This window comes from Actinomycetospora chiangmaiensis DSM 45062 (assembly GCF_000379625.1).
In the GTDB taxonomy this organism is placed as follows: Bacteria; Actinomycetota; Actinomycetes; order Mycobacteriales; family Pseudonocardiaceae; genus Actinomycetospora; species Actinomycetospora chiangmaiensis.
Map to the genome: position 1 here is coordinate 259,781 of NZ_KB903218.1, position 25,551 is coordinate 285,331.

Sequence of the window (25,551 nt, forward strand, 5' to 3'; positions counted from 1 at the left end):
GGCTATGGCCACGGCAAGTGCTCACAGGCGCGGCAGCGCACCAACGTGCCCTGCCAGCCCAGCTGACGCATCCGACGGGCGACGACGCGCGCCGTCCCGCACGTCTCGGTCCACACCTCCTCCGTGCCGAACACGAGCCGGGCGCGGCCCTCGAGCTCGGCGACGTTGTCCCGCTTCCGGTCCCGGTAGGCGGTGCGGCGGGTCCGGTGGGTGGCCCAGCCGTCGAGCCGCACGGTGAGGGTGCCGAGCGGGAGGTCGTACTCCGCGTCCTCCACGAAGGTCCCGGCCTCGGTCCGCCGCCGGACCTGCCGGGTGGCGGGCGGGAGCCCGTGAGGAGCCTCGACGTCCGTGACGTAGTCGGCCTCGAGCACCGACTGGACGCCGGACTCCAGCAGCTCCGCGGCCGCGAGCAGCGCGTCGCGGTAGCGACGGGGCGGCCGGAGCTCGAGGGTCTTCCGGATGTCGGCGCCCGGCAGCCGCGACGCGCTCGCACCCGCCGTCATGAAGCGCATCGCCCCGCGGGCGTCGTCGCGCTGCACGGCGAGGTCGACGAGGGTCACGATCCGGCCGGTGACCGGGGGATCGACCCCTGCCGCGGCGAGGTGGGCGAAGGCGCGACTGCGGTGCACCGTGATGCCCGGGCAGCCGCGGGCCGACGAGCCGTAGGGCACCGTCACGTGGATCGGTCCGACGTCCGAGGCGCCCGGCATCCGGTGCACCGCGGCCGCCGACGCGTGGCTCAGCAGCGCCGGCCCGCGAACGAACAGCAGCGCCGCCCGCCGCCACATGCTCGCCGTCGGCTCCCCGCTGACGAGGGCCAGCACCCCCCGGAACAGGGGGACCCACCGGCCGGCGGCCACGTGGGCCCGGATCGCGTTCTCGGTGATCCCCTGCGCGAGGGCCTGCTGCACGCTCGCGACGTTCTCCTGCTCGCGCCGCAACCGCTGCCAGTACTCCGGATTCTCGTCCACACGGGCTTGGAGTCGCGGGGTGAACCTGCGGTTCCCGTGAGCACTTTCCGTGGCTCCAGCCACGGAAAGTGCTCACGAGCGAAGCACCTCCTATCGCCCGAGAGCCCCTCCCTCTGCGCCGACCACGTCGTCGTCCCACGCACCACGATCGATCACGACGCCCCCGCCCCTCCCGGAGCTCCCCATGGTCGACACGACCGCCCCCCGTGAGCCCGCCCGCAGGACGATCAGCAACCCCTACCTGCACCGCCTGCAGCGCCGGCACTTCCTGCTCTTCGACGTCGCCCCCATCGTCGGGGCCGTCGCCGCCCTGGCCCTGCTCCCGGTGCTGCCGTTCGGGGTCACCGAGATCGCCCTGCTGGTCGGCATGTGGATCGTGACCGGCCTCGGCATCACGGTCGGCTACCACCGGCTGTTCACCCACCGCACGTTCACCGCGTCCCCCGCGACCCGCACCGCCCTCGCGGTCGCCGGGTCGATGGCCGGGCAGGGCGGGGTGGTGTCGTGGGTGGCGATCCACCGCCGCCACCACGAGTGCAGCGACCGCGAGGGCGACCCGCACTCCCCGAACCTCTCGGGCGACGGCTGGCGCGGCGTGCTGCGCGGGCTCCTGCACTCCCACTTCCTGTGGATGCGCCGCCACGAGTACCCGAACGTCGCCCACTACGCGCCCGACCTGCTGCGCGACCGGCGGATCGTCGCCGTGGGCCGCCGCTACGACACGTGGGTCCTCCTCGGCCTCGCGCTGCCCACCCTGATCGGCGGGCTCGTCCACCTCAGCTGGGCCGGGGCGCTGTCCGGGCTGCTCTGGGGCGGCCTGGTCCGCATCGTCGTCCTCGAGCACATCATCTGGGCGATCAACAGCCTGCTGCACCGGTGGGGCACGAAGCCGTACGCGTCCCGGGAGAACAGCCGCAACGGCGGGGTGTTCGCCCTGCTGACCTTCGGCGAGTCCTGGCACAACAACCACCACGCGTTCCCGGAGTCGCCCACCTTCGGGCTGCAGTGGTATCGGCCCGACCCCGGGTTCTGGCTCATCCGCGCGCTGCAGGCCGTCGGCCTCGCCCGCGATCTCAGGACGCCCACCGCCGAGCGCATCGCCGCGAAGAAGGTCACCGCATGAGCACCGACGAGATCCTCACCTGGGCCGGGGGCCACCTCGCCGACCTCCTCGGCGCCGACCCCGCCTCCCTCGACCCGCACGCCGACTTCGACCAGCTCGGCGTCGACTCCGCCCTCGCCGTCTCCCTGCTCCTGGAGATCGAGGCCCGCTACGGCGTGGACGTCCCCCCGGAGTCGCTGTTCGAGAACCCGACCCTGGCCGCGGTCGCCGCGACCGTCCACGCCGAGCTGGTCGCGGCGTGACGTCCACCGCCGCGGCGGTCCGCCACCACTACGACGTCGGCAACGACTTCTACCGCCTCTGGCTCGACCCGGGGCTCACCTACTCCTGCGCCCTGCCCGAGGGTCCCGACGACGGGCTCGCCGCGGCCCAGGCGCGCAAGGTCGCCCTCCACCTCGACGCGGTCGGGCCCTGCCCGCGGCTGCTCGACGTCGGGTGCGGCTGGGGTGGGATGCTCGACGCGGCCGTGCGGCGCGGGACCACGACGGCCGTCGGCCTCACCCTGGCGCAGGAGCAGGCCGCGCACGTCCGGGCCACCGCCCGCCCCGGCGTCGAGGTGCGCGTCGAGGACTGGACCGACCACGTCCCCGACGCGCCCTACGACGGCATCGTCTCGGTCGGCGCCCTCGAGCACTTCGCCCGTCCCGAGGACGACGACGGGCGCCGCGTGGGCCGCTACCGTGACTTCCTCGCCCGGTGCCGCGACTGGCTCGCGCCCGGCGGGGTGCTCTCGCTGCAGACCATCGCCTACGGGTCGATGGACCGCGCCGACGCCAGCGCGTTCATCCAGCAGGAGATCTTCCCGGCGGCCGACCTGCCGTCGCTGCTCGACCTCGCCGCCGCCGCCGACGGCCTCATGGAGATCCGGCGGCTGCGCGACGACCCGCTCGACTACGCCTGGACCTGCGAGCGGTGGGCGGCGAACCTGCGGGCGCGCCGGGCCGAGGCCGTCGCCCTCGTCGGCGAGGAGGTCACCGCCCGCTACGAGCGCTACCTGCGTCAGTCCGCGCTCGGGTTCCGGATGGGCCGCATCGGGCTGCTGCGCCTGGTCCTCGCCCCGCGGGGACGTGCCTGGACGGGGACCCGGTGACCGCGTCGGGGACCGTCCGGTTCAACCCCTTCGACCCGGGGTTCCGCGCCGACCCCTACCCGCACTACCGCGCCCTGCGCGAGCAGGCGCCGGTCCACCGCGCCCTCGGCCAGTGGGTGCTGACCCGCCACGCCGACGTCACGGTCGTGCTCCGGGACCGGTCGACCTCGGTGGGCCTGATCCCGGACCTCGTCGACCGGCAGACCGAGCGGCTCGGCCCGGCCGCCCCCGTGGCGCCGGGGTCCCTCGCACGCATCGGGCGGCTCGCGCGCACCTCGCTGGTGTTCACCGACGCCCCCGGGCACGGGCGGCTGCGGGCCCTCACCGGCCGGGCCTTCGGCCCGCGCACGCTCGGCGCGCTGCGGCCGCGCGCGACCGCCGCGGCCCGCCGGCTCGCCACCGCCCTCCGGCTCGCGGGTGGGGGCGACGCCGTCGCGGATCTCGCCGCGCCGCTCCCGCTGGCGGTCCTCACCGACGCCCTCGGCCTGCCGCCCGCGCTGCGTGGCGACCTCGCCGCCTGGACCCACCGCATCCGGTTCCTGCTCGAGCCCGGCCTGCTCACCGCGGCCGACCTCCCCGACGTCGCCGCCGCCCTCGACGCCTTCGCCGCGACCCTGCACGAGGTCGTGGCCACCCGCCGTCGTGACCCGGGGGAGGACCTCCTGAGCGCCCTCGCGGCCGCCCGCACCCCCGACGGCGACCGGCTCGACGACGAGGAGCTCGTCCTCGTCGCGATCATGACGTTCGTCGCCGGGCTCGAGACGACGGCGGCCCTGCTCGGCAACGGCCTGCACGCCCTGCTCACCCACCCCGACCAGGCCGCGCTGCTGCGGGCCGATCCACGGCGCCTCCCCGCCGCCGTGGCCGAGCTGCTGCGCTTCGACAGCCCCCTGCAGCTCACCCGGCGCGCCACCACGCGGGAGATCCCGCTCGCCGACGCCGTCGTCCCCGGCGGCGCGCAGGTCCTGCTCTGCCTCGGCGCGGCGAACCGGGACCCGGAGGCGTTCGACGACCCCGACGTCCTCGACGTCACCCGCGCGCCCACGGCCCACCTCGCCTACGGCCGCGGGTTGCACGGCTGCGTCGGCGCCGCGCTCGCGAGCCTCGTCGCCGAGGTGGCGCTCCACGCCCTGCTCGTCCTCCCGGGCACGCTGCGGCTCGACGGCCCGGTGTCCTGGCAGGAGCACAGCCGGATCGTCCGGGGCGTCGCGCGCCTGCCGGTGGCGTTCCGGTGAGGAGCCGGCGCAGCTGGCTGCGGGTCCCCGACGCCGGGGCCCCGCTCACCCTGGTCTGCCTCCCGCACGCCGGGGCAGGCGCCTCGTCGTTCGCGCGGTGGCCCGCCCTGCTCGGCACGGACGTCCGGGTGGTGCGCGTCCAGCTGCCGGGCCGCGAGGAGGTGGCCGACGAACCCCCGGTCCGCCGGGTGGCGGAGGCGGTCGCCGGGCTCGGCCCCGAGGTCGCCCGGCTCGCGCTCACCGGGCCGGTGGCGCTCTACGGGCACAGCATGGGCGCGCTGGTCGCCTACGAGCTCGCCCGCGCCCTGGAGGCGGTCGGTCTCCCGCCGGTGCACCTGGCCGTGTCGGGTCGCCGCGCACCCCACCTGCCCCGGCGGTTCCCCCTGCTGCACCTCCTGCCCGACGCCGAGCTCCTCGCCGGCCTCGACGCCATGGCGCGCACCCCGGACGGCCCGCCACCGCCCGTGCGCACCCCGGCGGGCCGCCGCTACGCCCTGCGCGTGGCGCGCGCCGACCTCGAGCTCGGGGAGACCTACGCCCACCGGGAGCGGCCGGGTCTCGCCGTCCCGGTCTCCGCGTTCGTCGGGGAGCACGACCCGGCGGTGGACCGCGCCGAGACCCTCGCCTGGGGCCGGGTGACGGCCGGCCGCTTCCGGGCCCGCCGGCTGCCCGGCGGCCACCTGCTCGACGACGCCGCACGCGCCGCCCTGGTCGCCGGGCTGCGCGAGGACTGGGCCGTGCTCACCGACGCCGCGGAGGTCGCCGATGGCCGGCCCGCGTGAGGTCCTGCGTCGCCGCGCCCGCGAGACCCCCGACCGCCGGGCCTACGTCTTCCTCGACGAGCACGGGGCCGAGGTCGACGCGCTGACCGACGGCGAGCTCCACGCCCGGGCCCGGGGCACGGCGGTGCGGCTGACCGCGCACGCCCGCCCCGGCGACCGCGCGCTGCTGGTGTTCGCCCCGGGCCTGGAGTTCCTGGTGGCCTTCTTCGCCTGCCTGGAGGCGGGGGTGATCGCCGTCCCCGTCGCGCCGCCCCGCCGCGGGCACGTGCAGGACGCGACGCGCCGCATCGTCGCGGACGCCGACCCCGCGCTCGTCCTCGCCGACGCCGCCACGACGACGGCGGCCCGGGCCGCCCTCGCGCCGCACCTGCGGTGGCTGAGGGTGGGCGGCGTCGCCGCGGGGCCGCCCGACGACGGGCCCGCGGACCCCGCGACCCCGGCGTTCCTGCAGTACACCTCGGGCTCGACCGCCGCACCGAAGGGCGTCGTCGTCACCCACGGCGCCCTCGCCGCCAACCAGGAGATGATCCGGCGCGCCTTCGGCCACGACGCGACGTCGACCTTCGTCGGCTGGGCCCCGCTCTTCCACGACCAGGGGCTGATCGGGAACGTCCTGCAGCCCCTGCACCTCGGCACGCTCGCCGTGCTCATGGCCCCGTCGACGTTCATCCGCCGCCCGCTCCTCTGGCCCGAGACGGTGTCCCGCTACCGGGCACGCACCAGCGGCGGGCCCGACTTCGCGTTCGCGGCGTGCGTCGCGGCCGCCCGCCGCACGGGGCTCCCCGAGGGGCTCGACCTGAGCTGCTGGACGGTCGCCTTCGACGGCGCCGAGCCGCTGCGCCCGTCCACCCTCCGGGACTTCGCGACGACGTTCGCCCCCGCCGGTCTCGACCCCGGCGCGCTCTATCCCTGCTACGGCCTGGCCGAGGCCACGCTCCTGGTGACGGGCAGCCGGCCCGGTCGCGGCCCGCGGTTCCTCGACGTCGACCCCGACGCCCTCGCCCGCGGCCGCCTCCGGCCCGGGACGCGGACCCTCGTCGGGTCGGGGGAGGTGCTCCCGGGGGAGGAGGTCCGCATCGTCGACCCCGACACCGGAGCCCCCTGCGCCGACGGCGAGGTCGGGGAGATCCGGGTCGCGGGCGGGCACGTCACGGCGGGCTACTGGCGCAACCCCACGGCCACGGCCGCGACGTTCGGCGGCGGCGAGCTGCGGACCGGCGACCTCGGTGCGCTCGTCGACGGCGAGCTCTACGTCGTGGGCCGGCGCAGCGACGTCGTCGTCGTCCGCGGCCGCAACCACCACCCCGGCGACCTCGAGGCGACCGTGCTCGGCGCCCACCCGGCGCTCGCCCCGTGCGGCCCCGCGACGACGGCCGCTTTCGGCCTCCCCGACGACGAGGGTGGCGGCGAGCGGGTGGTCGTCGTCGGCGAGGTGCGCGACGACGCCGACCGGGACGGGATCGCCGGCGCGGTGCGCGCCGCGGTCCTGCGCGAGCACGACCTGGCGCTCGCGGCCGTCGTCCTCACCCGTCCCGGCGCCCTCCCGCGCACCAGCAGCGGGAAGATCCGTCGTCGGGCCGCCCGGGAGATGCACCTCGCCGGGGGCTTCCCGGCGCCCGGGGCGGCGCCGTCGGGGTGAGCGTCGGGCTCACCACGGCACCACCTGGTCGGTGTGGTCGAGGAACTGCAGGCCGGGCTCGCCGGCGTGCTTCTCGACGACGTCGGCGACGCCGCGGGCGCTCTCGGGGACGGTGAGCCGTGCTCCCGGTCCGCCGAGGTCGGTCTGCACCCAGCCGGGGTGCAGGAGGAGCAGCGTCCGCGGGTCGTCGTGGTGGCGGGCGGCGTAGGACCGCATCAGCTGGTTGAGCGCGGACTTGCTCGCCCGGTAGACCTCGTGGCCGCCGCGGGTGTTCATCGTGAGGCTGCCCTGCCGGGACGACATCACCGCCACGGTCCCGGTCGGGACCACGAGCGGGCCGAGGCCCTCGACGACGCGGAGCGGGGCGAGCGCGTTGGTGACCATCACCTCGACGAACTCCTCGGTCGGCACCTCCGCGACCGGTCGGTCCTCGCCCGTGATGCCCGCGTTGACGAAGAGCAGGTCGAGCGGGGTGCCCGCGAGCCGTGCGGCCAGCGCCCCGATCTGCTCGGGCACGGTCATGTCCAGGTGTTCGACGCGCACCCGTCCGGTCGTCCGGGCGAGCTCGGTGAGCGCCTCGGGCTCCCGGCCGCGCACCGTGGCGACGACCTGCCACCCGCGCTCGGCGAACTCGCGGGCGAGCGCGAGCCCGAGGGAGCGGGACGCCCCGACGACGAGGGCGGTCTTCCCGGTCAGTTCGGTCATGTCGACTCCTCGGTGGCCGTCCGTCCGGGCCGGGCCCGGCGGTCGGCGAGTTCGGTCTCGATCCGGCGCAGGACCTCGACGACGGTGTCGAGCTCGGCGGGATCGGTGATGATCCCGGTGAGCAGGTCGCTCCAGATCCGCTGCAGCTCCCGCAGGTTCGCGTGGGCCCGGTCGGTGGGGTGGAGGTGGACGCGGCGGGCGTCGGCCGGATCGGGCACGCGGCGCACGAGGCCCTTGCGCTCGAGCCCGCGCAGCGCCCGGCTGAAGTTGCTCGACACCAGCTGGGTGGCCGCGGCCGCGGCGCCGGCGGTGACGCCGGGTTCGCGGTCGATCACCCGCATCACGGCGCTCTCGAGCGGGGTCCACGACTGCCCCGCGAACGCCGGGTCCTTCGCCGCGTGGATCAGTCGTCCCACGGCGAGGATCCGGTCGGCGAGCTTGAACAGCCGCGCGGTCTCGTCCCCTGCCATGAAAGCTATCGTATGACAGGTGTCAACCGACAGGTATCAGGCGTGGAGCCGCACCGGCAGGGTCGCGCGGCCGGCGACGAGCACCGTCGGCCGCCGTTGGCCCGGCCCCACCGGGGTCAGCGCGGGGAAGCGGCGGTGCAGCGCCGCCAGTGCGGTGGCCGCCTCGAGCCGGGCCAGCCCGGCGCCGAGGCAGTGGTGCGGGCCGTGGGAGAAGGCCAGGTGGGCCCGGGCGTTGGGCCGTCGGACGTCGAAGCGGTCCGGGTCGGGGAACACCGCCGGGTCGTGGCCCGTCGCGGCCACGTGCACGAGCACCAGGGTGCCCGCGGGCACGGTCGTCCCCGCGATCGCCACGTCGCCCACCGCCCGCCGGGCCGCCCGCGTGACCGGGCCCTCCCGACGGAGCAGCTCGTCGACGGCGTCCGGCCAGCGCTCCGGCTCCGCGTCGAGGAGCGCGGCCTGGTCCGGGTGCGCGGCCAGGGTGACCGCGCCCGCGGAGACGAGGTGGGTGGTCGTCTCGAAGCCCGCGGCGAGCAGGAACATCGCCGTGACCACCAGGTCGTCGGCGTCGTCGGGGTCGCCGTCGGTCAGCGCGCCCAGCAGCCCCGAGGCGTGCCGGACCTCGTCGCGCAGCCACGCCGCGAGCGGCCGCCAGGTCGTCCTCGACGGCGGCGAAGCGTTCGAAGGTCAGCCCCGTGTCCAGCGCCGCGACGACGGACTCGCTCCATCGCGGCAGGTCGTCGGGCAACGGCGTGCGCAGCCCGAGCAATGCCGTGACCAGCCGCAGCGGGAGCGGGTGGGCGTAGTGCGCGACGAGGTCGACGACACCGTCGTCGTCCGCGGTCGCGGGCAGGTCGTCGAGGAGCTCGTCGGCGATCCGTGCGGCCTCGCCGGCCCACCGGGCGACCGCGCGCGGGGCGAAGGCGCGGGCCAGGCGGGCCCGGTGACGGGCGTGGTCGGCGCCGTCCAGCGCGATGAGGGACGGCCGGTGCTGCGGCCCGGGGGGCCCTCCGCCCGACGGCGGGTGGGGCATGGCGAGGGCGCGGGAGGCCAGGACCTCGCGGGCCACGTCGTGGTGGACGGTCACGAGCGTCCCCGGGAGGGCGCCCGGGGCGAAGGGACGGTGACGGCGGAGCTCGGCCCACGCCTGGTGCCGGCGCCCGGCGTCCGCCCCGTCGTCGGCGAGCACCGCGTCGGCCACCCCGGCGCGGGCCCGCCGCCGCACGGCGCCGCGGACGACGCCGTGCGAGGCGGCCCACCGGCGCCGGAGGTCGTTCACCGCAGCCCGGAGCGCACGAACGCGCTGACCACCTGGCGCTGCAGGACGAGGTAGAGCGCGAACACCGGCAGGCAGGCGAGGCCCGACGCCGCCATCAGCGGGCCCCACCGCACGCCCTCGGTGCCGAGGAACCCGCGGATGCCGAGCTGGATCACCGCGCCGGATCGCTGCAGCACCATCGCCGGCCAGAAGTACTCGTTCCACGCCGTGACGAAGAGCAGGATCGCCAGGGCGGCCAGGGCCGGGCGCAGCACCGGCACCACGACCGTCCACAGCGTGCCCCACGAGCCGCGGCCGTCCATCCGGGCCGCCTCGAGCAGCTCGGCGGGGATCGAGCGCATGTGCGAGCGCAGCAGCAGCACCCCCACCCCGGAGAGCAGCTGGGGGAGCACCACGCCGGAGAGCGTGTTGAGCAGGCCGAGCTGGTAGAGCAGCACGTAGTTGGGCAGCATCGTCACCTGGAAGGGCACCAGCCAGGTCCCGATCATCGCGAGGTAGAGCAGCTTCTCCCCGCGGAAGCGGTACGCCGCGAACGCGTACGCGGCGAGCAGCGCCACGAGCAGCTGGCCGACCGCCACCGCGACCGCCACCAGCGTGGTGTTCGCGAGCAGCCCGAGCACGTCGAGCTCCCGGGCCGCCTCGCCGTAGCTCGCCAGCGACAGCGGCCAGGGCAGCAGCGACGTCTCGAACACGTCGTTCGGGCGGCGCAGCGACGTGGCGTACATCCAGTAGATCGGGAACACGCAGGCGAGCCCGACGAGCACGAGCACGACGTGGCCGCGCACCGCCCGCATCCGGTCGGTCATCAGGAGGTCCTCAGTCGTCGTGGAAGCTCAGGCGGTCGGACATCGTCACGAGCACCCACGCGACGGCGAGGAACACGACGAAGAAGACCAGTCCCGCGGCCGCGCCGTGGCCGGCGTCGAAGGACCGGAAGCCGTACTCCCAGAGCAGGTAGTAGATGTTCGTCGTCGCCGTGCCCGGACCGCCCTGGGTGAGGGTGTCGATGAGCGGGAAGCTCCACTGGGCGGAGAGCAGCACGGTCATCAGGGTCAGGAACACCAGCGTGGGCGAGAGCAGCGGCAGCGTGATCCGCCACGTGATCTGCCGGGGCCGCGCGCCGTCGACGGCGGCCGCGGCCGCGTACTCGTCGTCGACCCCGGTCAGCCCGGCCGAGACGATGAGCGTGGCGAACCCGAGCACGTGCCAGCCGGTGATGACGATGATCGCCACCAGGGCGCCGTTCGCGTCGGCCAGCCAGTTGACGTGCAGTCCGAGGACGCGGTTGACGGCGCCCGAGCTCGGATCGAGCAGCCACTGCCACACCGCGGCGCTCGCCACGGGGGCGACGAGCATGGGCGCGAACACGAGCGCCTGGTAGACGCTGCGGGCCCGGCCGTGCACCTGGCGGGCGAGCAGCGCCACCACCACCGGCACCACGATGGTGAACGGCAGCATGCCGACGATGATCAGCATCGTGACGCCGACCGCGTCGCCGAGCTCCGGGGCGGAGAGCACCTCGCGGAAGTTGGCGAGGCCGACCTCGGTGGCGGGCGAGGTGGGCAGCAGGTTCCACGAATAGGTCGAGAGCTGCACGGCCTGCAGCAGCGGGCGGTAGGTCCAGACGACCAGCAGGGCGAGCGCCGGGGCGAGGTAGAGGTAGGGCGCGAGGGCCCGCAGGCGGCGCGGGAGCCGGCGGCGCCCGACCGTCGCCGGCTCCGGCGGCGCGGGAGCCGCCGGAGCCGGGACCTCGACGAGCAGGGTCATCGCTGCGTGGGCATGAGCGCTTGCGCGTTGGTCTGCGCCGCGCTCATCGTCGTCCGCGGGTCGGCGCCCTGGTAGACCACGGTCTCGACCGCGCCCATCATCTCGTCCTGGATCCGCGAGTAGTCGTTGCCCGGCAGCGCCTGGGCGGGCTCCAGGCGGGCGAGCTGGGCCAGGTTCGGGGCGAGGAGCGGGTTGTTCCGCGCCCAGGTCTGCAGGTAGCGCGGGTCGTCGACGAGCCCGGTGCGCAGCGGCAGGTAACCGATCTTCGAGGAGATCGCGGTGTAGGCGCGGTCGCTGGTGAGGAACTGCACGAGCTCCCAGGCGGCGCGCTGCTTGGCCGGGTCGTTCGACAGGACGAACAGCGCCGCCCCGGAGTTGGTCGGCACGGTCGGACGGCCGTCGAACGAGGGCATCGGCGCGGCGCGCAGGTCCCACTTGCCGGCCGCGCCCTTCTGGAAGGTGCCCTGCAGGGCGCTCGTCTCGAGCAGCATGCCCATGTCGCCGCGGGCGAACTGCGGGTAGGCCTGGGCCTGCGAGAGCTTCGGGCTCGCGCCGGAGTTGACCAGGTCCTGCGCCATCGCCACCGCGCCGACGGCGCCCGGGTCGGCGAACGCGAGCTTCGTGCGGTCCGCGGAGAGCATGGCGCCGCCGTTGGACCGCACGAGCGCCTGGTAGCACCAGTCGCCCGCGACCTGGGTGAGGCAGTCGACGTAGCTGCCGTCGCGGCCGGTGCGGGCCTTGATGGCCTGGGCGTCGGACTTCAGCTCGGCCCACGTCTGCGGCGGCCGGTTCGGGTCGAGCCCGGCGGCGGTGAAGAGCGAGGCGTTGTAGTAGAGCACCGGGGTGGAGAAGACGAACGGCATGCCGTACGTCTTGCCGTCCAGGTTGCCCAGGGCCGCGGCCGTCGGGGCGTACGGGTGCTCCCCGCCGAACTGGGCGTCGACGGCGGGCTTGCCGACGAGGTCGTCGTAGGGCTTGGCGCCGAGGGCCTTCGCCGCGAAGTCGAGGTCGCCGAAGGTCAGCTGCGCGACGTCGGGCGGGTTGCCGGTGGCCAGCTGGGCCTGGACGCTCGGGACGGCGTTGGTGACGCCGTTGGGGCTGGTGCCCTGCGGCTTCTGCGCCTTGACGGTGATGTTCGGGTGCTCGCGGGAGAACTCGCCGAGCAGCTCGGTGAAGGTGTCGGTCCAGTTGCCCGCCTGCGAGAGGTTGTAGCTCTCGAAGGTGATGTCGACCTTCTGGTCCGGGGCCAGCTCCGGGGCGAACGCGGTGCCGCCGGAGGTGGTGGGCGCCCCGATCCCGCAGGCGGTGAGCGAGACGGCGGCGGCGGCCAGGAGGCCGACGAGTCGGGCGACGCGGGCGGGTCGGGCGGGGCCCCGGCGGTGGGGCGGTGCGGACGGGCGGGTCACGGGAGGCTCCTCGCGAGCGGGCGGTCGCCGTGGAGCCCGGGCTCGACGGCGGGGGAGGTCGGGGTGGTGGGGGAGGACGGGGTGGGGGAGGACGGGGTGCTGCTGCCGGGGCGGCGTTCGAGGCGCCGGCCGGAGTCGGGGTCGAACAGGTGGACGCGGGCGGGATCGACGGCGAGGCCGACGTGGTCGCCCGCGGCGAGGCCGAGGGGGCGGGCGCCGCGCACGGTGACGACGGGCCCGTCGTCGGCGTCGCCGAGCACGCAGCGGGCGAGTTCCTCGCTGCCGAGGTTCTCGACGGCGAGCACCCGGCCCCGGAACGGGGCGTCGGCGGCCCCGGGCGGGCGGACGACGAGGTGCTCGGGACGCACCCCGAGCACCAGGGCCCGCCGGGACCCCTCGGGGCTGACCTGCCCGGCGCCGTCGTCGGGCAGCGCGAGGTCGAGGCCCGCCGCGCTCGCCCGCACGCCGTGGGCGCCGACGACGGCGGCCACGTCGAGCAGGTTCATCGGCGGTGCGCCGAGGAAGCCCGCGACGAACGTCGAGGCCGGGGTGTCGTAGACCTCGGCGGGCGTGCCGACCTGGGCGAGGCGCCCGCCGTCGAGCAGGGCGACGCGGTCGGCCATCGTCATGGCCTCGACCTGGTCGTGGGTGACGTAGAGGACCGTGGCGCGCAGCCGGCGGTGCAGTTCGGTGAGCCCGGCGCGGGTGGTGGTCCGCAGCTTGGCGTCGAGGTTCGAGAGCGGCTCGTCCATGAGGAAGGCGCCGGGCTCGCGGACCAGCGCCCGACCGAGCGCCACCCGCTGGCGCTGTCCGCCGGAGAGCTGCTTGGGGCGGCGCCGCAGCAGGTCGGTGAGGCCGAGCTCCGCGGCGACGGCGGCGACCTTCTCCCGCACCACCGCCCGGCGCTCGCCGCGGACGCGCAGCGGGAAGCCGATGTTCGACTCGACGGTCAGGTGCGGGTAGAGCGCGTAGCTCTGGAACACCATGGCGAGGTCGCGGTCGCGGGGCGCGACGTCGGTGACGTCGGCGTCGTCGACGAGCACGCGTCCCCCGGTGGGGGCGATGAGGCCGGCGACCATCCGCAGCAGCGTCGACTTGCCGCAGCCGCTGGGGCCGAGCAGGACGAGGAACTCGCCGTCGGCGACGTCGAGGTCGATGCCGGCGACGGCGACGGTGTCGCCGTAGGCCTTGCGCAGTCCGCTCAGCCGGATGCGGCTCATGTCGGGTGTCTCCTACAGGTCGAGGACGAGGCGGGCGGAACGGGCGCGGGAGACGCACAGGAACATCGACGTGCCCGCCGTCCGCTCCTCGTCGGAGAGGATCGAGTCGCGGTGGTCGACGAGGCCCTCGAGCACCTCGGTCTCGCAGCTCGCGCAGGTGCCCTCGCGGCAGGAGGAGGGCACGTCGGCGCCCGCCCGGCTCACCGCGTCGAGCACGCTCTGTCCCTCGGCGACCTGCACCACCGCGCCCGTGGAACGCAGCAGCACCTCGAAGGGACCGTCGGCGGCCGCGTCGGTCTCGACCTCGCGGGGGGCGAAGCGCTCGACGTGCAGCGTCACGTGCGCCGGACAGGCGGCCTCGGCGGCGGCGAGCAGCCCCTCGGGCCCGCAGCAGGACACCGCGGTGCCCGGGGCGAGACCCGCGAGCAGTCCGGCGACGTCGAGGAGCCCGTCGGCGTCGTCGTGGTGGGCCTGTCCGCCGAGCGCGGCGACCTCGGCGGCGAAGGGGGAGCGGGCGGCCGAGCGGGTGGCGTGCAGCAGCCGGTGGGGGACCCCGGCGGCCGCGAGCTCGCGGGCCATCGGCAGCAGCGGCGTGATGCCGATGCCGCCGCCCAGCAGCAGGTGCGCGGGGGCGTCGGGCAGCGCGAAGTTGTTGCGCGGATCGCCGACCTCGAGCACGGAGCCGACGTCGACCTCGTCGTGCAGGGCCACGGAGCCGCCGCGGCCGCCGGCGTCGCGCAGGACCCCGAGACGCCAGCGGCCCGCGTCGGCGGGGTCGCCGCACAGCGAGTACTGGCGGACCGTGGCGGCGTTGAGCACGACGTCGACGTGCGCCCCGGCCGACCACCCGGGCAGCGGCGCGCCGAGGGGGTCGACGAGGTCGAGGGCGACGACGTCGGCGCACTCGACGTGGCGGCGCGCGACGCGCAGCGGGCGGGTGGCGGCCGGGCCGACGGCCGGGACGGGCGGAGCGGCGGAGGGAGCGGCAGGGGCGGAGCGGGACATGGTCGACTCCGTCGGAGGAGGTGGAGACGGGGAGCGGTGCGCCGCGGGGCAGCCCTCGGCGGCGCGACCAACCCTGACAGTCGGTGCTGGTCAGGACGCCGATCAGCTCATCGGAAACGACGATCGAGGGGCCGGGTGGGGCAGATCGTTCGCCAGGCTCACCATCCGTGAGCTCCTCCGCCGCCCTCGCCCCGTCCCGTCCGGGGCCCCGTCTCTCGCGCGGCGGCGGGTTCGTCGCCGTCGGCCTCGTCCTCGGCCTGTTCTTCTTCGCCGCGGCGGCCCCCTCCGCGCTCTACGCCCTCTACCAGGCGCAGTGGCGGTTCTCGGTGACCGTGCTGACCGAGGTGTTCGCCGTCTACGCGATCGCGTTGCTGGTCGCGCTGCTGACCACCGGCTCGCTGTCCGACGTGGTGGGACGCCGGCCCGTGCTGCTCGCCGCGATCGCCGCGCAGCTGGTGGCGATGGTGCTGTTCGCCACGGCCGACGGCGTGGGCTGGGTGTTCGCGGCCCGCGCGGTGCAGGGCCTCGCGACGGGGCTCGCCACCAGCGCGCTGTCGGCGGCCCTGGTGGACCTCGCGCCGCCGGACCGGCCCTCGAGCGCGTCGGTGGTGACCACCGGCGGTCCGACCACCGGGCAGGCCCTGGGGGCGGTCGGGGCCGGGGCGCTCGTGCAGTTCGCGCCCGCCCCCACGGTGCTCGTCTACCTGGTGCTGATCGTCGGGTTCCTCGCCTGCGCGGTCGCCGTGTGGTGCCTGCCCGAGCCCGTGGCGACGCGCCCGCTGCGGGCGGACGTGCTCGTGCCCCGCGTCGGCCTGCCCCGCGAGGCCCGGCCCGCGTTCCTCGCCGCCGCGCCCTGCGTCGTCGCCGTGTGGGCGCTCTCGGGGCTGCACCTCTCGCTCGGTCCGTCGCTCGCGGCGTCCCTGCTCGGTGCGCCGGACCGGCTGCTCAGCGCCCTCGTGGTCACGCTGCTCACCGGGTGCGGCGCCGTCGCGGCCGTCTCCGCCCGGGGCCGTGCGCCGCGCACGGTGCTGGTCGCCGCGTGCGTCTTCCTGCTCGCCGGGATGGCGCTGACGCTCCTCGGGATCGACCACGGGGCGGTCGCGGTGTTCTACGTGGGCACCGCGGTCGCCGGGGTGGGCTTCGGCCTGGGCCTGCTCGGCACGGTGACCACCGTGATGGGTGCGGCCCCCGCCACCGACCGCGGCCGGGTCGCGGCCGCGATGTTCGTGCTCGCGTATCTCTCCTTCGGGCTGCCGGCGGTCGCGGCGGGCGTCGCCTCCTCGCAGGTGGGGCTGCGGCCCACGGCGATGGTCTACGGCCTCGGGGTGGGCGTGCTCGCGCTCGTCGCGCTGGTGGCGACGCTGGCGCTGCGTCCCGCCCCCGTGTCCCGGCCGGGCACCACCGGCAGCCGTCGGTAGCCCCGCACGATCCGCGTCGTCCGCATCTCCCGCGGCCCGGCGATCCGCAGCTCCGGGAAGCGGTCCAGCAGGGTCCGCAGGCCGATCTCGATCTCGGCGCGGGCCAGCGCGGACCCCGCACAGTGGTGCGGTCCGACGGAGAAGGCGAGCTGGCGGCGGGCGTCGGGGCGGGTGACGTCGAAGCGGTGCGGGTCGGCGAACACCGTGGGGTCCCGGTTGGCGGCGATGAGGTCGACGGTGACGATCGTCCCCGCCGGGACGGCGACGCCCTCGACCTCGGTTTCGTGGCGCGCGCGCCGGGCCGCCCGGGTCACGGGGCTCGCGCAGCGGAGGATCTCGTCGACGGCGCCCGCCCAGCGGTCGGGCCCGGCCGCCAGCAGTGCGCGCTGCTCGGGGTGGGCGAGCAGCAGCTCGGTGCCGCCCGCGAGGGCGTTGACCGAGGTCTCGAAGCCGGCCGCGATGACGAACACGGCGTTGGCCAGGAGCTCGTGCTCGCTCAGGCCGCCCGCATCGACCTCGGCGGCCATCCGGGCCAGGAGTCCGTCGTCGGGGGCCTCGCCGCGGCGGATCGCGGCGACCCGGTCGGCGATCCAGGCATGGAGGTCGAGCAGGTCGCGCTCCGCCCGCCGGTGGTCGGACCGTCGCTGTCCGCGGTCGAGCGCGGCGGCGACGCTGTCGCCCCATCGCAGCAGGGTCCGCTCCGAGCCGGGCTCCAGGCCGAGGATCCGGCAGACGACCGCGAGCGGCAGCCGCGCGGTGTAGTGCTCGACCAGGTCCACGGACGCTCCGCCGACGGCCCGCTCCGCGAGTTCGTCGAGCAGCTGCGCGGCGAGGTCCGCGATCTCCGGGCGGAGCGCGGCGACGGCCCGGGCGCTGAAGGCGGGGGCCACGAGGCGCCGCAGCCGGTCGTGCTCGGGGCCGTCGACGACGAGCATCGACGGCGGCACGAGCGGCCCGTCGACGGGCGGCGGGCCGACCAGCCGCAGCGCCAGCCGCGCCGCGGCGGGCAGGGCGTCGCGCCGGCCCGCCACCTGCCCGAAGTCGGCGCCGGCGAGCACGCGGCGGGCCACGGCGTGGTGGACGGTGACGAGGGCGTCGGGATAGGCCGCGGGCCCGAAGGGTCGGTCCACGCGCATCCGGCGGTGGAACGCCGCCGGATCGTCCTGGGCGGCCGGGTCGCAGAAGAGTCGCGCGTCGGGGATCCCGGCACGGGCGCGACGGCGGACCGCGGCGAGCAGCAGCCCGTCGGTGCACGCCCACCGCACCGTGTGCCGCACGCTCACCCGACGGCCACCACGGTCGCCGCGTCCGGGGTCACGTCGCGACGGCGGGCCGCGCCGGGCCGGAGGGCCCGCGCGAGGATGCCGGGGGCGAGCAGGGTCGCGGGGTCGTCGGCGAGGTTCGCCACCCGGATCACCGTCCGGGCGACCACCGGGTCGCGGTGGGCGACCCGCTGGAGCCGGGCCACGTAGGCGTCGAGCGGGCGCGCGGCGAGGGGGCGGTGACCCCGGACCTCGGGCAGGGCCAGGTCGGCGCGCGTCGCGGTGTCCCACGCGGCCGCGCTGACCGGGGCGGCCGCCCGGAAGTAGGCGCGGGGGTCCCGGGCGCCCGCGGCCCACGGCGCGAGCAGCGCCGCGTGCCGCGCCGCGGTCGACAGTCCCTGGGCGTAGAGCGGGTTGACGCTGCACAGGGCGTCGCCGAGCGCGACGAGTCCGGCGGGCGGGTCGGGCAACCGCTCGAAGCGTCGTCGTCGGGACCCGCGGAAGCGGTAGGGCACCGGGTCGGACAGGGGCTGCGACCGCGCGAGGATCGCGGCGACGTCGGGGGCGGGCAGCGTCGCCGCCCAGGCCTCGAACGCTGCCGGGTCGGTCGGCGGGTGGTCGCCGAGCATGCCGGCGAGCGTGACCAGCCAGCGTCCGCCCTCCACGGCCACGGCGCCCCCGCCCCGGAAGCGGGGCACCGTCGAGACCGTGACGCCGAACTCCGTCTCGTCGGGCGCGCGGCGGTAGAGCCGCGTGACGTAGCCGAGGTCGACGTCGACGACGTCCTCGGCGGGTGCGGTGTGCCCGAGGCGCGTCAGCCACGACGGCGCCCGGGAGCCGCGCCCGGAGGCGTCGACGACGAGGTCGGCCGCCAGGGACGACCCGCCGTCGCGATCGGCGACCGCGACCCCGGTGACGGCGCCGCCGACCGGGCCCAGCAGGCCGGTCACGGTCGTGCGGTCGCGGAGCACGACCCGGGGGTGGGCGAGCGTGCGGCGGCGCAGGGCGGCCTCGAGGAACGGGCGGGTGGCGAGCACCGAGCGCAGGCCGGTCCCGGTGGGGGCGAGCCGGCGGCCGTGCAGGTACCAGCGGGTGTCGCGCAGCGGCTCGGCGGTGGGGGCGCCGGCCGCGGTGAGCTCGGCGGTGATCCCGGGGTGGAGCTCCTCGAGGATCCGTCGCCCGCCGTCGAGCAGGCCGTGCAGGTGCGCCCCCTGGGCGACCCCGCGGCGGGGCGCGGCCGCGGCGGCGTCGCCTCCGGTGCCGGCGAGGTCGTCGCGTTCGACGACGACCACCTCCTCGGCGACGTCGGTGAGGACCCGGGCGGCGAGCAGCCCGGCGAAGCCGCCGCCGACCACGACCGCGCGGCGCATCAGACGCCCAGCAGCTCGGGCGCGGTCGCGATGCCGCGCAGCCGCTCCCGCGGGGTGGCGACGAGCTTGCGGGTCTGCAGGTCGAGCAGCCCCGTGAGCAGGGTGACCTCGGCCGCGAGGGCGCCGTCACCGCGCTCGATGCGCTGGGTGATCGTGGCGGTCTTGCGCTCGCCCCACGCGAAGACGCAGCCGATGACCACGTCGTCGCCGAAGCGCAGCTCGGTGCGGTAGTTGATCGTGATCTCGAGGATCACCGGCATGATCCCGGCGCCGAGCAGGTCGTTGACGGTGAGCCCGGCGGCGGCGAGGCACTCCCAGCGGGCGTGCTCGGCGTACTGCATGTACACGGTGCCGGCGACGTGGCCGAGCGCGTCGATCTCGTAGCCGCGCACGGTGAGGTGGGTGCGGTGGCCCATCTCGACGACGTCGGCGTGGGCGGCGGTGGCGGTGGCGGTCATGCGGGGCCTCCGGTCGGGGTGAGGGTGCGGCAGGAGTCGACGAACCGCACGAGCTCGTCGAGGCGGTCGGTCCGGGTGTCGACCGCGCGGTCGACGGCGCGGACGAGGTGGGCGTAGGCGTCGGTGTGGTCGTAGCGGGCGACGTCGGCGATCCGCAGCGCCCAGCGCCAGTAGCCGCCCATGTCCGCCAGCGGCATGCGGAAGTCGGCGACGACGTCGCGGATCGGGGCGACGACGGCGTCGCCGTGGGCGCGCAGGTAGCGCCCGACGACGTCGGCGAAGAACGAGAAGTGCCGGGCCTCGTCGCGGGCGAGCAGCCCGAGCAGCGTCGCCAGCACCGGCTCGTCGACGAGGTCGCGCAGCTGCCGGTAGTAGATCTGGGTGGCCTTCTCCTGCACCAGCGCGTAGGTGAAGTACTGGACGGGGTGGGTGTAGTCGAGGCCGAACGGGTGGGCGCCCGGGCCGGCGAGCTCGGTGCGCAGCGCGTCGCGGTCGGCCAGGCCGGACTCCCACTGGTACCGGGCGAGCGCCCGGGCGTGGGTGTCCTCCTCGGCGGCCCAGCGGGCGGTGAAGTGGTACAGCTCCCGGTGGTGGGCGAAGACCGCGGGCCCGACGCTCGCGTCGACGGGGAAGTGGCGGTGGTAGACGTCGACGTAGCCGGGCAGGTGGTCCTCGATCATCGTCACGAACCGCACCGCCGAGCGCTGCCCCTCGGTGAGCCGGCCGGCGTCGGCGTGGGTCCAGTCGAGGTGGTCCGCGTCCCAGCGGCGCGCGGGCGGCTGCGCGGCGAGGAAGGTGTCCACCGCCGCGGCCATCTCGCCGGTGGGGATGAGTGTCGTCATCGGCCGTTCCGCAGCGTCAGGCCGTAGTGCTTGGTGGTCAGGCCCCACCCGGCGTTGGCGATCTCGAGGTAGTGGGTGAGCCGGGCCGCCGCACCGGGGTCGAGCGCGTCGAGCTCGTCGGCGGCGGCCGCGACGTTCGCGATCCAGTCGTCGATGGTGCGGCGGTAGTGCTCGGTCAGGTCGTCGACCGCCTCGATCGCGAACCCGGTGTCCTCGGCCGCGGCCACGAGCTCGGACAGCGGCCGCAGCCGCCCGTTGCCGAACACCGTGTGCCGCACGAACTCGGTGCCCGGCAGCGCGTCGCAGCGGGCGCGGACCGCGGCGTTGCGGAACCCGCTCTCCGAGAGGTAGAAGCGCGCTCCGCGGCGCAGCAGCCGGCGGGCGCGCCGGAGCACGGCGGGCAGGTCGGGCATGTGGACCACGGAGCCCAGCGCCGCGCCGGCGTCGAACGACCCGGGCCGACCCTCGAAGGCCTCGAACGTCCCGTGGTGCACGGTCACGCGGTCGGTGAGGCCCCGCGCCGCGGCCACCGCGAGCACGTGGTCGCGCTGCCGGGCGGCCGGGGTGACCCCGGTGACCACGGCGCCGCGACCGGCCAGGTCGAGGGTCAGGGACCCCCAGCCGCACCCGACGTCGAGGACCCGGGGGTGCTCCCCGGCCAACGCCAGGCGGCCCGCGACGAAGTCGAGCTTCTGCCGCTGGGCCGTGGCGAGGTCGTCGTCGGGACGGAGGTAGAGCCCGGCGCTGTACTTGCGGGTCGGGTCGAGGAAACGCGCGAAGATCTCCGGGTCCAGGTCGTAGTGCTGGTTGGTCGCGACGACGGGCGCGCTCACGTCGGCTCCGGGAGCGCGGCGGTGACAACGCCGACGATCCCGTCGACGGTGCTCACCCCGAACACGTCGGAGTCCTCGAGCTCGACGTCGAAGCGCTGCTCGATGCGGGCGATGATCCGCAGGACCTTGATCGAGTCGGCGCCCTCGACGGCACGCAGGTCGTCGTCGTCGCGCAACGCGTCGGGGGCGAGGCCCAGCTCGGCGGTGACGATGCCGCGCACGGCCTCGCGCAGGGTCGCCTCGGTGGTGGTGGTGAGGTCGGCGGTCATCGGGGTCCTCCCGGGTCGGCGGTGGGCACGCGGTAGCCCGCGGTGGCGGTCGCGACGACGGCGCCGTCGGCGTCGAGGACCTCCGCGCGGGCGGACAGGGTCGGGGGCTCGCCCGCGAGCGAGGCGCGGCAGCGGTAGCGGCCGCCGGTGGCGACGACCCCGACGTGGCGGGTGCGCAGGCTCGTCGTGACGACGGCGCGGCCGTGACGCAGGACGGCGAGGTTCCCCATCGTCTCGTCGCAGACCAGCGCGACGATCCCGCCGTGGACGACGCCCGGGTAGGACTCGTAGCGGCGGTCGACGTGCAGGTCGGTGACGAGGTCGTCGCCCTCGGCGCGGAAGTGCAGGCCGAGCCCGACCGGGTTGTCGGGGGCGCAGCCGAAGCAGGAGTGCCCGAGGGTGCCCTGCCACGGGAGTGCGACCGTCACCGCAGGACCTCGGCCAGGGCGCGGCGCACCCGGGCGTTCGAGGACAGGTCGAGGTCGGTCAGGCCCGCGAACGTCCGGCGGATCTTGGTCTGGAGCGCGTCGAGCTCGCCGTCGGCGGCCATGCGGTCGAGGAAGAGTCGGAAGCCGGTGTCGATCGTCTCGTGGCCCTCGAGCGCCTCGAGCCCCGACTTGAACATGCTCACCGGGTGCCGGATCGAGTCGTCGGAGGTGTAGACGTACAGCGTCTCGAGCAGCGAGCCGAGCTCGTCGGGGTGCCCGGCGAGCCGGCGGGCGGCGAAGAAGCGGAACTCGCGGGCGTGCGCCGCCTCGTCGCGGCTCGCGCGCAGCAGCAGGTCCGCGAGGACCGGCTCGGCCACGCGCGCCGACGCGGCGCGGTAGACGTGGTTGACGGTGAGCTCGGAGATGATGTTCGTGGCGAGGGTGGCCAGGGGCGTGCTGCCCGGGGCGTAGGGGGCGCGCATCGCCGCCACCGCGCGCTCGTCGACGGTCTCGCCGACCGCCTGCAGCCAAGCCGCGAACGCGTAGTGGTGCTGCACCTCCTGGTATCCCCACACCACCGCGAAGGCCGAGAAATCGTAGTCGTCGACGAATTCCTCGAGGAATCCGTGCACCGCCGCGATCACGTTCGACTCGCCCATCACGGCACTCTTCACGAGGGTGACGTGTTCGGGGCGCACGAGTGAACGGTCAATGGTCTCGAGGGGCAGTTCCGCGAGTCGCCAGTGCCCGCGGTCGTAGTGGCGGAACACGTCGAAACTGTGCATCCCCGCCATCGTCGGAACGGTGGTCATGTCGTCACCTCGGAGGGGTTCGGGGTGGACCGCAGGCGCGCGCGCATCTCGAGGCGGCGCAGTTTCCCGCTCGTGGTCCGGGGGATCGTCCGGGGCGCGACGGCGTGGACGGTGAGCGGCACGGCGCCGACCGCCCGCGCCACGGCGACCCGGACGCGGGCGAGGAGGGCGGGCTCGTCCGGGGCGGCGGCCTCGACGACGAGGGCCACGCGCTCCGCCCCGGTGGCGTCGGTGTCGGCGAAGGCGACGCAGCGGCCGCGGTGCACCCCGGCAACGGGGCGGGCGGCCTCCTCGACGTCCGCGGGGTAGACGTTGCGTCCGCCGACGGCGATGAGCTCCTTGACACGTCCGGTGAAGAACAGCTCGCCCTCGCGCAGGAAGCCGAGGTCACCGGTCCGCAGCCAGCCGTCGGCGGTCAGCGGCGCGGGACCGCGCAGGTAGCCCGCGGTCACGGTCGGGCCCTGCACCTGGATCTCCCCGACGACGTCGTCGGGGCACGACCCGCCGTCGGGGGCGGCGGTGCGCAGCGCCAGGCCGGGCACCGCCCGGCCGAGGCCGACGATGGGGCGGGCGCGCGGATCGTCGGCGGGGACCGGACGGGCGGTCCCCGCGGCGGCGAGGGCGTCCCGGTCCACGTGCACCACGACGGGCGGGCGGCCCCGCGGCGGGAGGGTGACCACGAGGGTGGCCTCGGCCAGCCCGTAGGCCGGGGTCATCGTCGCGGGCCGGAACCCGGCGGCGGCGAAGCGCGCGAGGAAGGCGTCGGTGGCGTCGGCCGAGACGGCCTCGGCCCCGTTGAACGCCACCCGCCAGGCCGAGAGGTCCAACGTGGCCGCGGTCGCCTCGTCCACGGCGCCGACCAGGGTGTCGTAGCCGAAGTTCGGCATCGTGCCGATCGTGGCCCCGACCTGCGCGAACGCCGCGAGCCAGCGCGCGGGCCTGCGGACGAAGCCGGCGGGGGACCACAGGTGCACCGGGATCCCGCGGAAGAGGCCGGTGAGGGCGCCGAACAGGCCCATGTCGTGGAAGAGCGGCAGCCACGAGCCGTGCACGTCGTCGGCGTCGAGGGCGATGGCGGCGGTGATGGCGCGGGCGCAGTGCCAGACATTGCCGTGGGTCAGCACCACGCCCTTCGGGTCGGCGGTGCTGCCCGAGGTGAACTGGACGATCGCCGCCGCGTCCGGGCGGACGGGGACCGGTGTGACCGGCACGGCGTCGAGGCCGACGGTGTCGAGGTCGGCGGTGTCGAGGACGGGGACGTCGCCGAGCCCGCCCAGAGCGGGGGCCAGCCGGTCGGCGAGGCGGTGGGACACCACCACCGCGGCGGGGCCGGCGGCGTCGAGGACGCGCCGCAGCCGGGTGAACCACTCGACGACGTCGGCGGTCATCGGCAGCGCCAGGGGCGCGGTGGCCGCGCCGAGCCGCGAGCAGCCGAACAGCGTCGTCAGGAACTCGGGGGCGTTCGGGGCGAGCAGGCCGACCCGGTCACCCGGGCCGACGCCGTGGGCCGCGAGTCCGCCGGCGACGCGCCGGGACGCGGCGGCGAGCTCGGCGAGGGTGAGCACGGCGTCCTCGTCGGGGAAGTGCACCCGCTGGTCGGGCACCAGCGCGGCGACCTCGTCGAGGGCGTCGTGGAGGGGGAGCGGACGGGTGCGGGTCGGGTCGCACGGAGTCGCCGCAGGAGGTGGGCCGGGGACCCGGAGGTCGGCGGGGGAGGGCGTGCCGGGTCTCGGCATGGTGTCCTCGCGAATCGCTGATCGGAGCGGACGGATACCGAGTCAACGGGCCGCCGGCGAGACCGGTCAATGTGCATCCGCCCGTCCGGCGTCGTCGATAGCGGGGGCCGATCGCCATTCTTCGACGCTTCGTCGGCGGGGCAAGATCGGATTCCGTCCATGGCGGCGTATCCATTCCGCGCCGGCGTACCGACCTCCGCGACGGGACCGACGATGACCACCGCCCCCATCGTGTTCGACGCCTTCGCGCCCGAGCACCGCCCCGACCCGTACCGGCGCTACGCCCTCGTGCGCGAGGCCGTGCCGTTCCTCGACAGCGGGCTCGGCGTCGAGTTCGTCACCCGCCACGCCGAGTGCACGGCGATCCTCTCCGAGACGCGGTGGAGCCACCGCGACGAGGCCGAGCTCTTCCACCCCGACGCCGAGCGCGTGGACCTGCCGACCTCGTTCCTGTGGATGGACCCGCCCGACCACACCCGGCTGCGCAGCCTGGTGAGCAAGGCGTTCACGCCGCGGCGGGTGGTCGACCTCGCACCCCGCATCCGCGAGCTGGTCGACGGGATGCTCGACCGCGCGCTCGCGGCGGGCCAGGTCGAGGCCATCGAGGCGATCGCCTATCCGCTCCCGTTGATCGTCATCTGCGAGATGCTCGGCGTGCCGGAGCCCGACCAGGAGATGGTCCACCGCGTCGGGCCGGCCCTGGCCCGCGGTTTCGACCCCGACCCCGTCCTCGACGAGCGGGAGCGCCGGGCGCGCGACGAGGCGGCCCGCGAGCTCATCGCCTACTTCCGCGACCTGATCGCCCGCCGGGTCGCCGAGCCCCGCGACGACCTCGTCAGCGCCCTCGGCCGCGTGCACGAGGGCGGCGACGTGCTCGACGAGCACGAGATGCTCTCCACCTGCATCACCATGCTGATCGCAGGTCACGAGACGACGGTGAACATGGTGGGCAACGGGCTGCTCGCCTTCGCGCGCCACCCCGGGCAGCTCGCCCGCGTCCGGGACCGCCCGGAGCTCGCGGGTCCGGCCGTCGACGAGATCCTCCGCTACGACTCGCCCGTGCACATGACCACGCGCACGGCCCGCGGGAAGCTCGTCGTGGGGGAGCGGACGTTCGCCGACGGGGACAACGTGTGCGTGCTCGTCGCCTCCGCGAACCGCGACCCCCGCGCCTACGCCGACCCCGACGCCTTCGACGTGGCCCGCTACGCCGGCGCCGTCGCGACCCCACGCCACCTGGGGTTCGCCCTCGGCATCCACTACTGCATGGGCGCCGCGCTCGCGCGCCTCGAGGGCGAGATCCTCTGGACAGAGCTGGCGCGCCGCGTCGGCTCGCTGGAGCTCGCGGGCGAGCCGGTCTACCGCCCCAACCTGCTCATCCGCGGCCTGCGGGAGCTGCCGCTGCGCCTGCGGGCCTGAGCCGGGGCCGACCGG

At 75.9% G+C, this 25,551-nt stretch carries 27 protein-coding genes; 9 read left to right on the top strand and 18 right to left on the bottom strand.

Translation table 11 applies throughout. The annotated features are described in order from the left end of the window. Positions 1–2 precede the first annotated feature (2 nt). On the bottom strand, positions 3–971 hold the full coding sequence (locus tag A3CO_RS0105925) for a type IV toxin-antitoxin system AbiEi family antitoxin domain-containing protein (RefSeq protein ID WP_018331318.1): 969 nt from the start codon (positions 969–971) through the stop codon (positions 3–5). A gap of 184 nt (positions 972–1,155) precedes the next feature. Here A3CO_RS0105925 and A3CO_RS0105930 point away from each other — a divergent pair, with 184 nt between their 5' ends. Genes A3CO_RS0105930 through A3CO_RS0105955 form a run of 6 tightly spaced genes read left to right on the top strand, consistent with a single transcriptional unit; the run spans position 1,156 to position 6,840 of the window. Further along, a complete protein-coding gene (locus A3CO_RS0105930; protein WP_018331319.1) occupies positions 1,156–2,094 on the top strand; it encodes an acyl-CoA desaturase in 939 nt (312 codons plus the stop codon). Continuing rightward, the gene (locus A3CO_RS0105935; RefSeq protein WP_018331320.1) at positions 2,091–2,336 is read left to right on the top strand and encodes an acyl carrier protein; all 246 of its coding nucleotides are present in this window, start codon (positions 2,091–2,093) and stop codon (positions 2,334–2,336) included. Before A3CO_RS0105930 ends, A3CO_RS0105935 begins: the two co-directional genes overlap by 4 nt. Next, positions 2,333–3,184 (top strand): SAM-dependent methyltransferase, encoded by an 852-nt coding sequence (locus tag A3CO_RS0105940; protein WP_018331321.1) that lies wholly within the window; start codon positions 2,333–2,335, stop codon positions 3,182–3,184. The genes A3CO_RS0105935 and A3CO_RS0105940 overlap by 4 nt, the downstream gene beginning before the upstream one ends. Next, positions 3,181–4,419 carry a cytochrome P450 gene (locus tag A3CO_RS0105945; protein WP_018331322.1) on the top strand — a complete coding sequence of 413 codons (1,239 nt, stop codon included), beginning with the start codon at positions 3,181–3,183 and terminating at the stop codon, positions 4,417–4,419. Before A3CO_RS0105940 ends, A3CO_RS0105945 begins: the two co-directional genes overlap by 4 nt. Beyond that, positions 4,416–5,201, top strand: coding sequence for a thioesterase II family protein (locus A3CO_RS30365; protein WP_018331323.1), 786 nt, complete (start codon positions 4,416–4,418; stop codon positions 5,199–5,201). The genes A3CO_RS0105945 and A3CO_RS30365 overlap by 4 nt, the downstream gene beginning before the upstream one ends. Then, positions 5,185–6,840, top strand: a complete 1,656-nt coding sequence (locus A3CO_RS0105955) for a fatty acyl-AMP ligase (protein WP_018331324.1) — start codon at positions 5,185–5,187, stop codon at positions 6,838–6,840. The genes A3CO_RS30365 and A3CO_RS0105955 overlap by 17 nt, the downstream gene beginning before the upstream one ends. 9 nt (positions 6,841–6,849) lie before the next feature. Here the strand turns inward: A3CO_RS0105955 and A3CO_RS0105960 are convergent, their stop codons facing one another. Genes A3CO_RS0105960 through A3CO_RS35355 form a run of 3 tightly spaced genes read right to left on the bottom strand, consistent with a single transcriptional unit; the run spans position 6,850 to position 8,567 of the window. Beyond that, positions 6,850–7,545: an SDR family NAD(P)-dependent oxidoreductase gene (locus tag A3CO_RS0105960; RefSeq protein ID WP_018331325.1), complete on the bottom strand. Its 696-nt coding sequence runs from the start codon at positions 7,543–7,545 to the stop codon at positions 6,850–6,852. Beyond that, positions 7,542–8,015, bottom strand: coding sequence for a MarR family winged helix-turn-helix transcriptional regulator (locus A3CO_RS0105965; RefSeq protein ID WP_018331326.1), 474 nt, complete (start codon positions 8,013–8,015; stop codon positions 7,542–7,544). The genes A3CO_RS0105960 and A3CO_RS0105965 overlap by 4 nt, the downstream gene beginning before the upstream one ends. 36 nt (positions 8,016–8,051) lie before the next feature. After that, complete coding sequence (locus tag A3CO_RS35355; RefSeq protein ID WP_018331327.1) at positions 8,052–8,567, bottom strand: cytochrome P450; 516 nt, start codon at positions 8,565–8,567, stop codon at positions 8,052–8,054. Between the two features lie 250 nt (positions 8,568–8,817). Here A3CO_RS35355 and A3CO_RS35360 point away from each other — a divergent pair, with 250 nt between their 5' ends. Beyond that, a complete protein-coding gene (locus A3CO_RS35360; protein ID WP_018331328.1) occupies positions 8,818–9,345 on the top strand; it encodes a hypothetical protein in 528 nt (175 codons plus the stop codon). Here A3CO_RS35360 and A3CO_RS0105975 read toward each other — a convergent pair. From A3CO_RS0105975 to A3CO_RS0105995, 5 genes are read right to left on the bottom strand one after another with little or no spacing between them, the layout of a single operon-like run. Next, positions 9,288–10,097 (bottom strand): carbohydrate ABC transporter permease, encoded by an 810-nt coding sequence (locus A3CO_RS0105975; protein ID WP_018331329.1) that lies wholly within the window; start codon positions 10,095–10,097, stop codon positions 9,288–9,290. The two genes, A3CO_RS35360 and A3CO_RS0105975, sit on opposite strands and share 58 nt — an antisense overlap. Positions 10,098–10,107: 10 nt before the next feature. Continuing rightward, positions 10,108–11,058: a carbohydrate ABC transporter permease gene (locus tag A3CO_RS0105980; protein ID WP_018331330.1), complete on the bottom strand. Its 951-nt coding sequence runs from the start codon at positions 11,056–11,058 to the stop codon at positions 10,108–10,110. Continuing rightward, complete coding sequence (locus tag A3CO_RS0105985) at positions 11,055–12,464, bottom strand: ABC transporter substrate-binding protein (protein ID WP_018331331.1); 1,410 nt, start codon at positions 12,462–12,464, stop codon at positions 11,055–11,057. The genes A3CO_RS0105980 and A3CO_RS0105985 overlap by 4 nt, the downstream gene beginning before the upstream one ends. Next, positions 12,461–13,684, bottom strand: coding sequence for an ABC transporter ATP-binding protein (locus tag A3CO_RS0105990; protein ID WP_018331332.1), 1,224 nt, complete (start codon positions 13,682–13,684; stop codon positions 12,461–12,463). The genes A3CO_RS0105985 and A3CO_RS0105990 overlap by 4 nt, the downstream gene beginning before the upstream one ends. A gap of 12 nt (positions 13,685–13,696) precedes the next feature. Then, positions 13,697–14,689 carry a PDR/VanB family oxidoreductase gene (locus tag A3CO_RS0105995; protein ID WP_018331333.1) on the bottom strand — a complete coding sequence of 331 codons (993 nt, stop codon included), beginning with the start codon at positions 14,687–14,689 and terminating at the stop codon, positions 13,697–13,699. Between the two features lie 167 nt (positions 14,690–14,856). On the opposite strand from A3CO_RS0105995, the gene A3CO_RS0106000 reads away from it, so the two are divergent. Continuing rightward, positions 14,857–16,107 carry an MFS transporter gene (locus A3CO_RS0106000; RefSeq protein WP_026204320.1) on the top strand — a complete coding sequence of 417 codons (1,251 nt, stop codon included), beginning with the start codon at positions 14,857–14,859 and terminating at the stop codon, positions 16,105–16,107. Here the strand turns inward: A3CO_RS0106000 and A3CO_RS36580 are convergent. Genes A3CO_RS36580 through A3CO_RS30380 form a run of 9 tightly spaced genes read right to left on the bottom strand, consistent with a single transcriptional unit; the run spans position 16,002 to position 24,117 of the window. Next, on the bottom strand, positions 16,002–17,390 hold the full coding sequence (locus A3CO_RS36580) for a cytochrome P450 (protein WP_018331337.1): 1,389 nt from the start codon (positions 17,388–17,390) through the stop codon (positions 16,002–16,004). The two genes, A3CO_RS0106000 and A3CO_RS36580, sit on opposite strands and share 106 nt — an antisense overlap. Next, positions 17,387–18,739, bottom strand: coding sequence for a hypothetical protein (locus tag A3CO_RS0106010; protein WP_018331338.1), 1,353 nt, complete (start codon positions 18,737–18,739; stop codon positions 17,387–17,389). The genes A3CO_RS36580 and A3CO_RS0106010 overlap by 4 nt, the downstream gene beginning before the upstream one ends. Beyond that, positions 18,739–19,197, bottom strand: a complete 459-nt coding sequence (locus tag A3CO_RS0106015) for an acyl-CoA thioesterase (RefSeq protein ID WP_018331339.1) — start codon at positions 19,195–19,197, stop codon at positions 18,739–18,741. The genes A3CO_RS0106010 and A3CO_RS0106015 overlap by 1 nt, the downstream gene beginning before the upstream one ends. Beyond that, complete coding sequence (locus A3CO_RS0106020) at positions 19,194–20,039, bottom strand: acyl-ACP desaturase (RefSeq protein WP_033413722.1); 846 nt, start codon at positions 20,037–20,039, stop codon at positions 19,194–19,196. Before A3CO_RS0106020 ends, A3CO_RS0106015 begins: the two co-directional genes overlap by 4 nt. Next, the gene (locus tag A3CO_RS0106025) at positions 20,036–20,872 is read right to left on the bottom strand and encodes an SAM-dependent methyltransferase (protein WP_018331341.1); all 837 of its coding nucleotides are present in this window, start codon (positions 20,870–20,872) and stop codon (positions 20,036–20,038) included. The genes A3CO_RS0106020 and A3CO_RS0106025 overlap by 4 nt, the downstream gene beginning before the upstream one ends. Next, the gene (locus A3CO_RS0106030) at positions 20,869–21,141 is read right to left on the bottom strand and encodes an acyl carrier protein (protein ID WP_018331342.1); all 273 of its coding nucleotides are present in this window, start codon (positions 21,139–21,141) and stop codon (positions 20,869–20,871) included. Before A3CO_RS0106030 ends, A3CO_RS0106025 begins: the two co-directional genes overlap by 4 nt. Next, positions 21,138–21,569 carry a PaaI family thioesterase gene (locus A3CO_RS0106035; protein WP_018331343.1) on the bottom strand — a complete coding sequence of 144 codons (432 nt, stop codon included), beginning with the start codon at positions 21,567–21,569 and terminating at the stop codon, positions 21,138–21,140. The genes A3CO_RS0106030 and A3CO_RS0106035 overlap by 4 nt, the downstream gene beginning before the upstream one ends. After that, the gene (locus tag A3CO_RS0106040; protein WP_018331344.1) at positions 21,566–22,381 is read right to left on the bottom strand and encodes a ferritin-like domain-containing protein; all 816 of its coding nucleotides are present in this window, start codon (positions 22,379–22,381) and stop codon (positions 21,566–21,568) included. The genes A3CO_RS0106035 and A3CO_RS0106040 overlap by 4 nt, the downstream gene beginning before the upstream one ends. After that, positions 22,378–24,117, bottom strand: coding sequence for an AMP-binding protein (locus tag A3CO_RS30380; protein WP_018331345.1), 1,740 nt, complete (start codon positions 24,115–24,117; stop codon positions 22,378–22,380). Before A3CO_RS30380 ends, A3CO_RS0106040 begins: the two co-directional genes overlap by 4 nt. Positions 24,118–24,330: 213 nt before the next feature. Here A3CO_RS30380 and A3CO_RS0106050 point away from each other — a divergent pair, with 213 nt between their 5' ends. Beyond that, positions 24,331–25,536: a cytochrome P450 gene (locus A3CO_RS0106050; RefSeq protein ID WP_018331346.1), complete on the top strand. Its 1,206-nt coding sequence runs from the start codon at positions 24,331–24,333 to the stop codon at positions 25,534–25,536. Positions 25,537–25,551: the final 15 nt, after the last annotated feature.

Coding starts and splice junctions, on each gene's coding strand:
- A3CO_RS0105930 (WP_018331319.1), top strand. CDS start 1,156: ATGGTCGACACGACCGCCCCCCGTGAGCCCGCCCGCAGGACGATCAGC.
- A3CO_RS0105935 (WP_018331320.1), top strand. CDS start 2,091: ATGAGCACCGACGAGATCCTCACCTGGGCCGGGGGCCACCTCGCCGAC.
- A3CO_RS0105955 (WP_018331324.1), top strand. CDS start 5,185: ATGGCCGGCCCGCGTGAGGTCCTGCGTCGCCGCGCCCGCGAGACCCCC.
- A3CO_RS0105960 (WP_018331325.1), bottom strand. CDS start 7,545: ATGACCGAACTGACCGGGAAGACCGCCCTCGTCGTCGGGGCGTCCCGC.
- A3CO_RS0105965 (WP_018331326.1), bottom strand. CDS start 8,015: ATGGCAGGGGACGAGACCGCGCGGCTGTTCAAGCTCGCCGACCGGATC.
- A3CO_RS0105975 (WP_018331329.1), bottom strand. CDS start 10,097: ATGACCGACCGGATGCGGGCGGTGCGCGGCCACGTCGTGCTCGTGCTC.
- A3CO_RS0105980 (WP_018331330.1), bottom strand. CDS start 11,058: ATGACCCTGCTCGTCGAGGTCCCGGCTCCGGCGGCTCCCGCGCCGCCG.
- A3CO_RS0105990 (WP_018331332.1), bottom strand. CDS start 13,684: ATGAGCCGCATCCGGCTGAGCGGACTGCGCAAGGCCTACGGCGACACC.
- A3CO_RS0105995 (WP_018331333.1), bottom strand. CDS start 14,689: ATGTCCCGCTCCGCCCCTGCCGCTCCCTCCGCCGCTCCGCCCGTCCCG.
- A3CO_RS0106010 (WP_018331338.1), bottom strand. CDS start 18,739: ATGCGCCGCGCGGTCGTGGTCGGCGGCGGCTTCGCCGGGCTGCTCGCC.
- A3CO_RS0106015 (WP_018331339.1), bottom strand. CDS start 19,197: ATGACCGCCACCGCCACCGCCGCCCACGCCGACGTCGTCGAGATGGGC.
- A3CO_RS0106020 (WP_033413722.1), bottom strand. CDS start 20,039: ATGACGACACTCATCCCCACCGGCGAGATGGCCGCGGCGGTGGACACC.
- A3CO_RS0106030 (WP_018331342.1), bottom strand. CDS start 21,141: ATGACCGCCGACCTCACCACCACCACCGAGGCGACCCTGCGCGAGGCC.
- A3CO_RS0106040 (WP_018331344.1), bottom strand. CDS start 22,381: ATGACCACCGTTCCGACGATGGCGGGGATGCACAGTTTCGACGTGTTC.
- A3CO_RS30380 (WP_018331345.1), bottom strand. CDS start 24,117: ATGCCGAGACCCGGCACGCCCTCCCCCGCCGACCTCCGGGTCCCCGGC.
- A3CO_RS0106050 (WP_018331346.1), top strand. CDS start 24,331: ATGACCACCGCCCCCATCGTGTTCGACGCCTTCGCGCCCGAGCACCGC.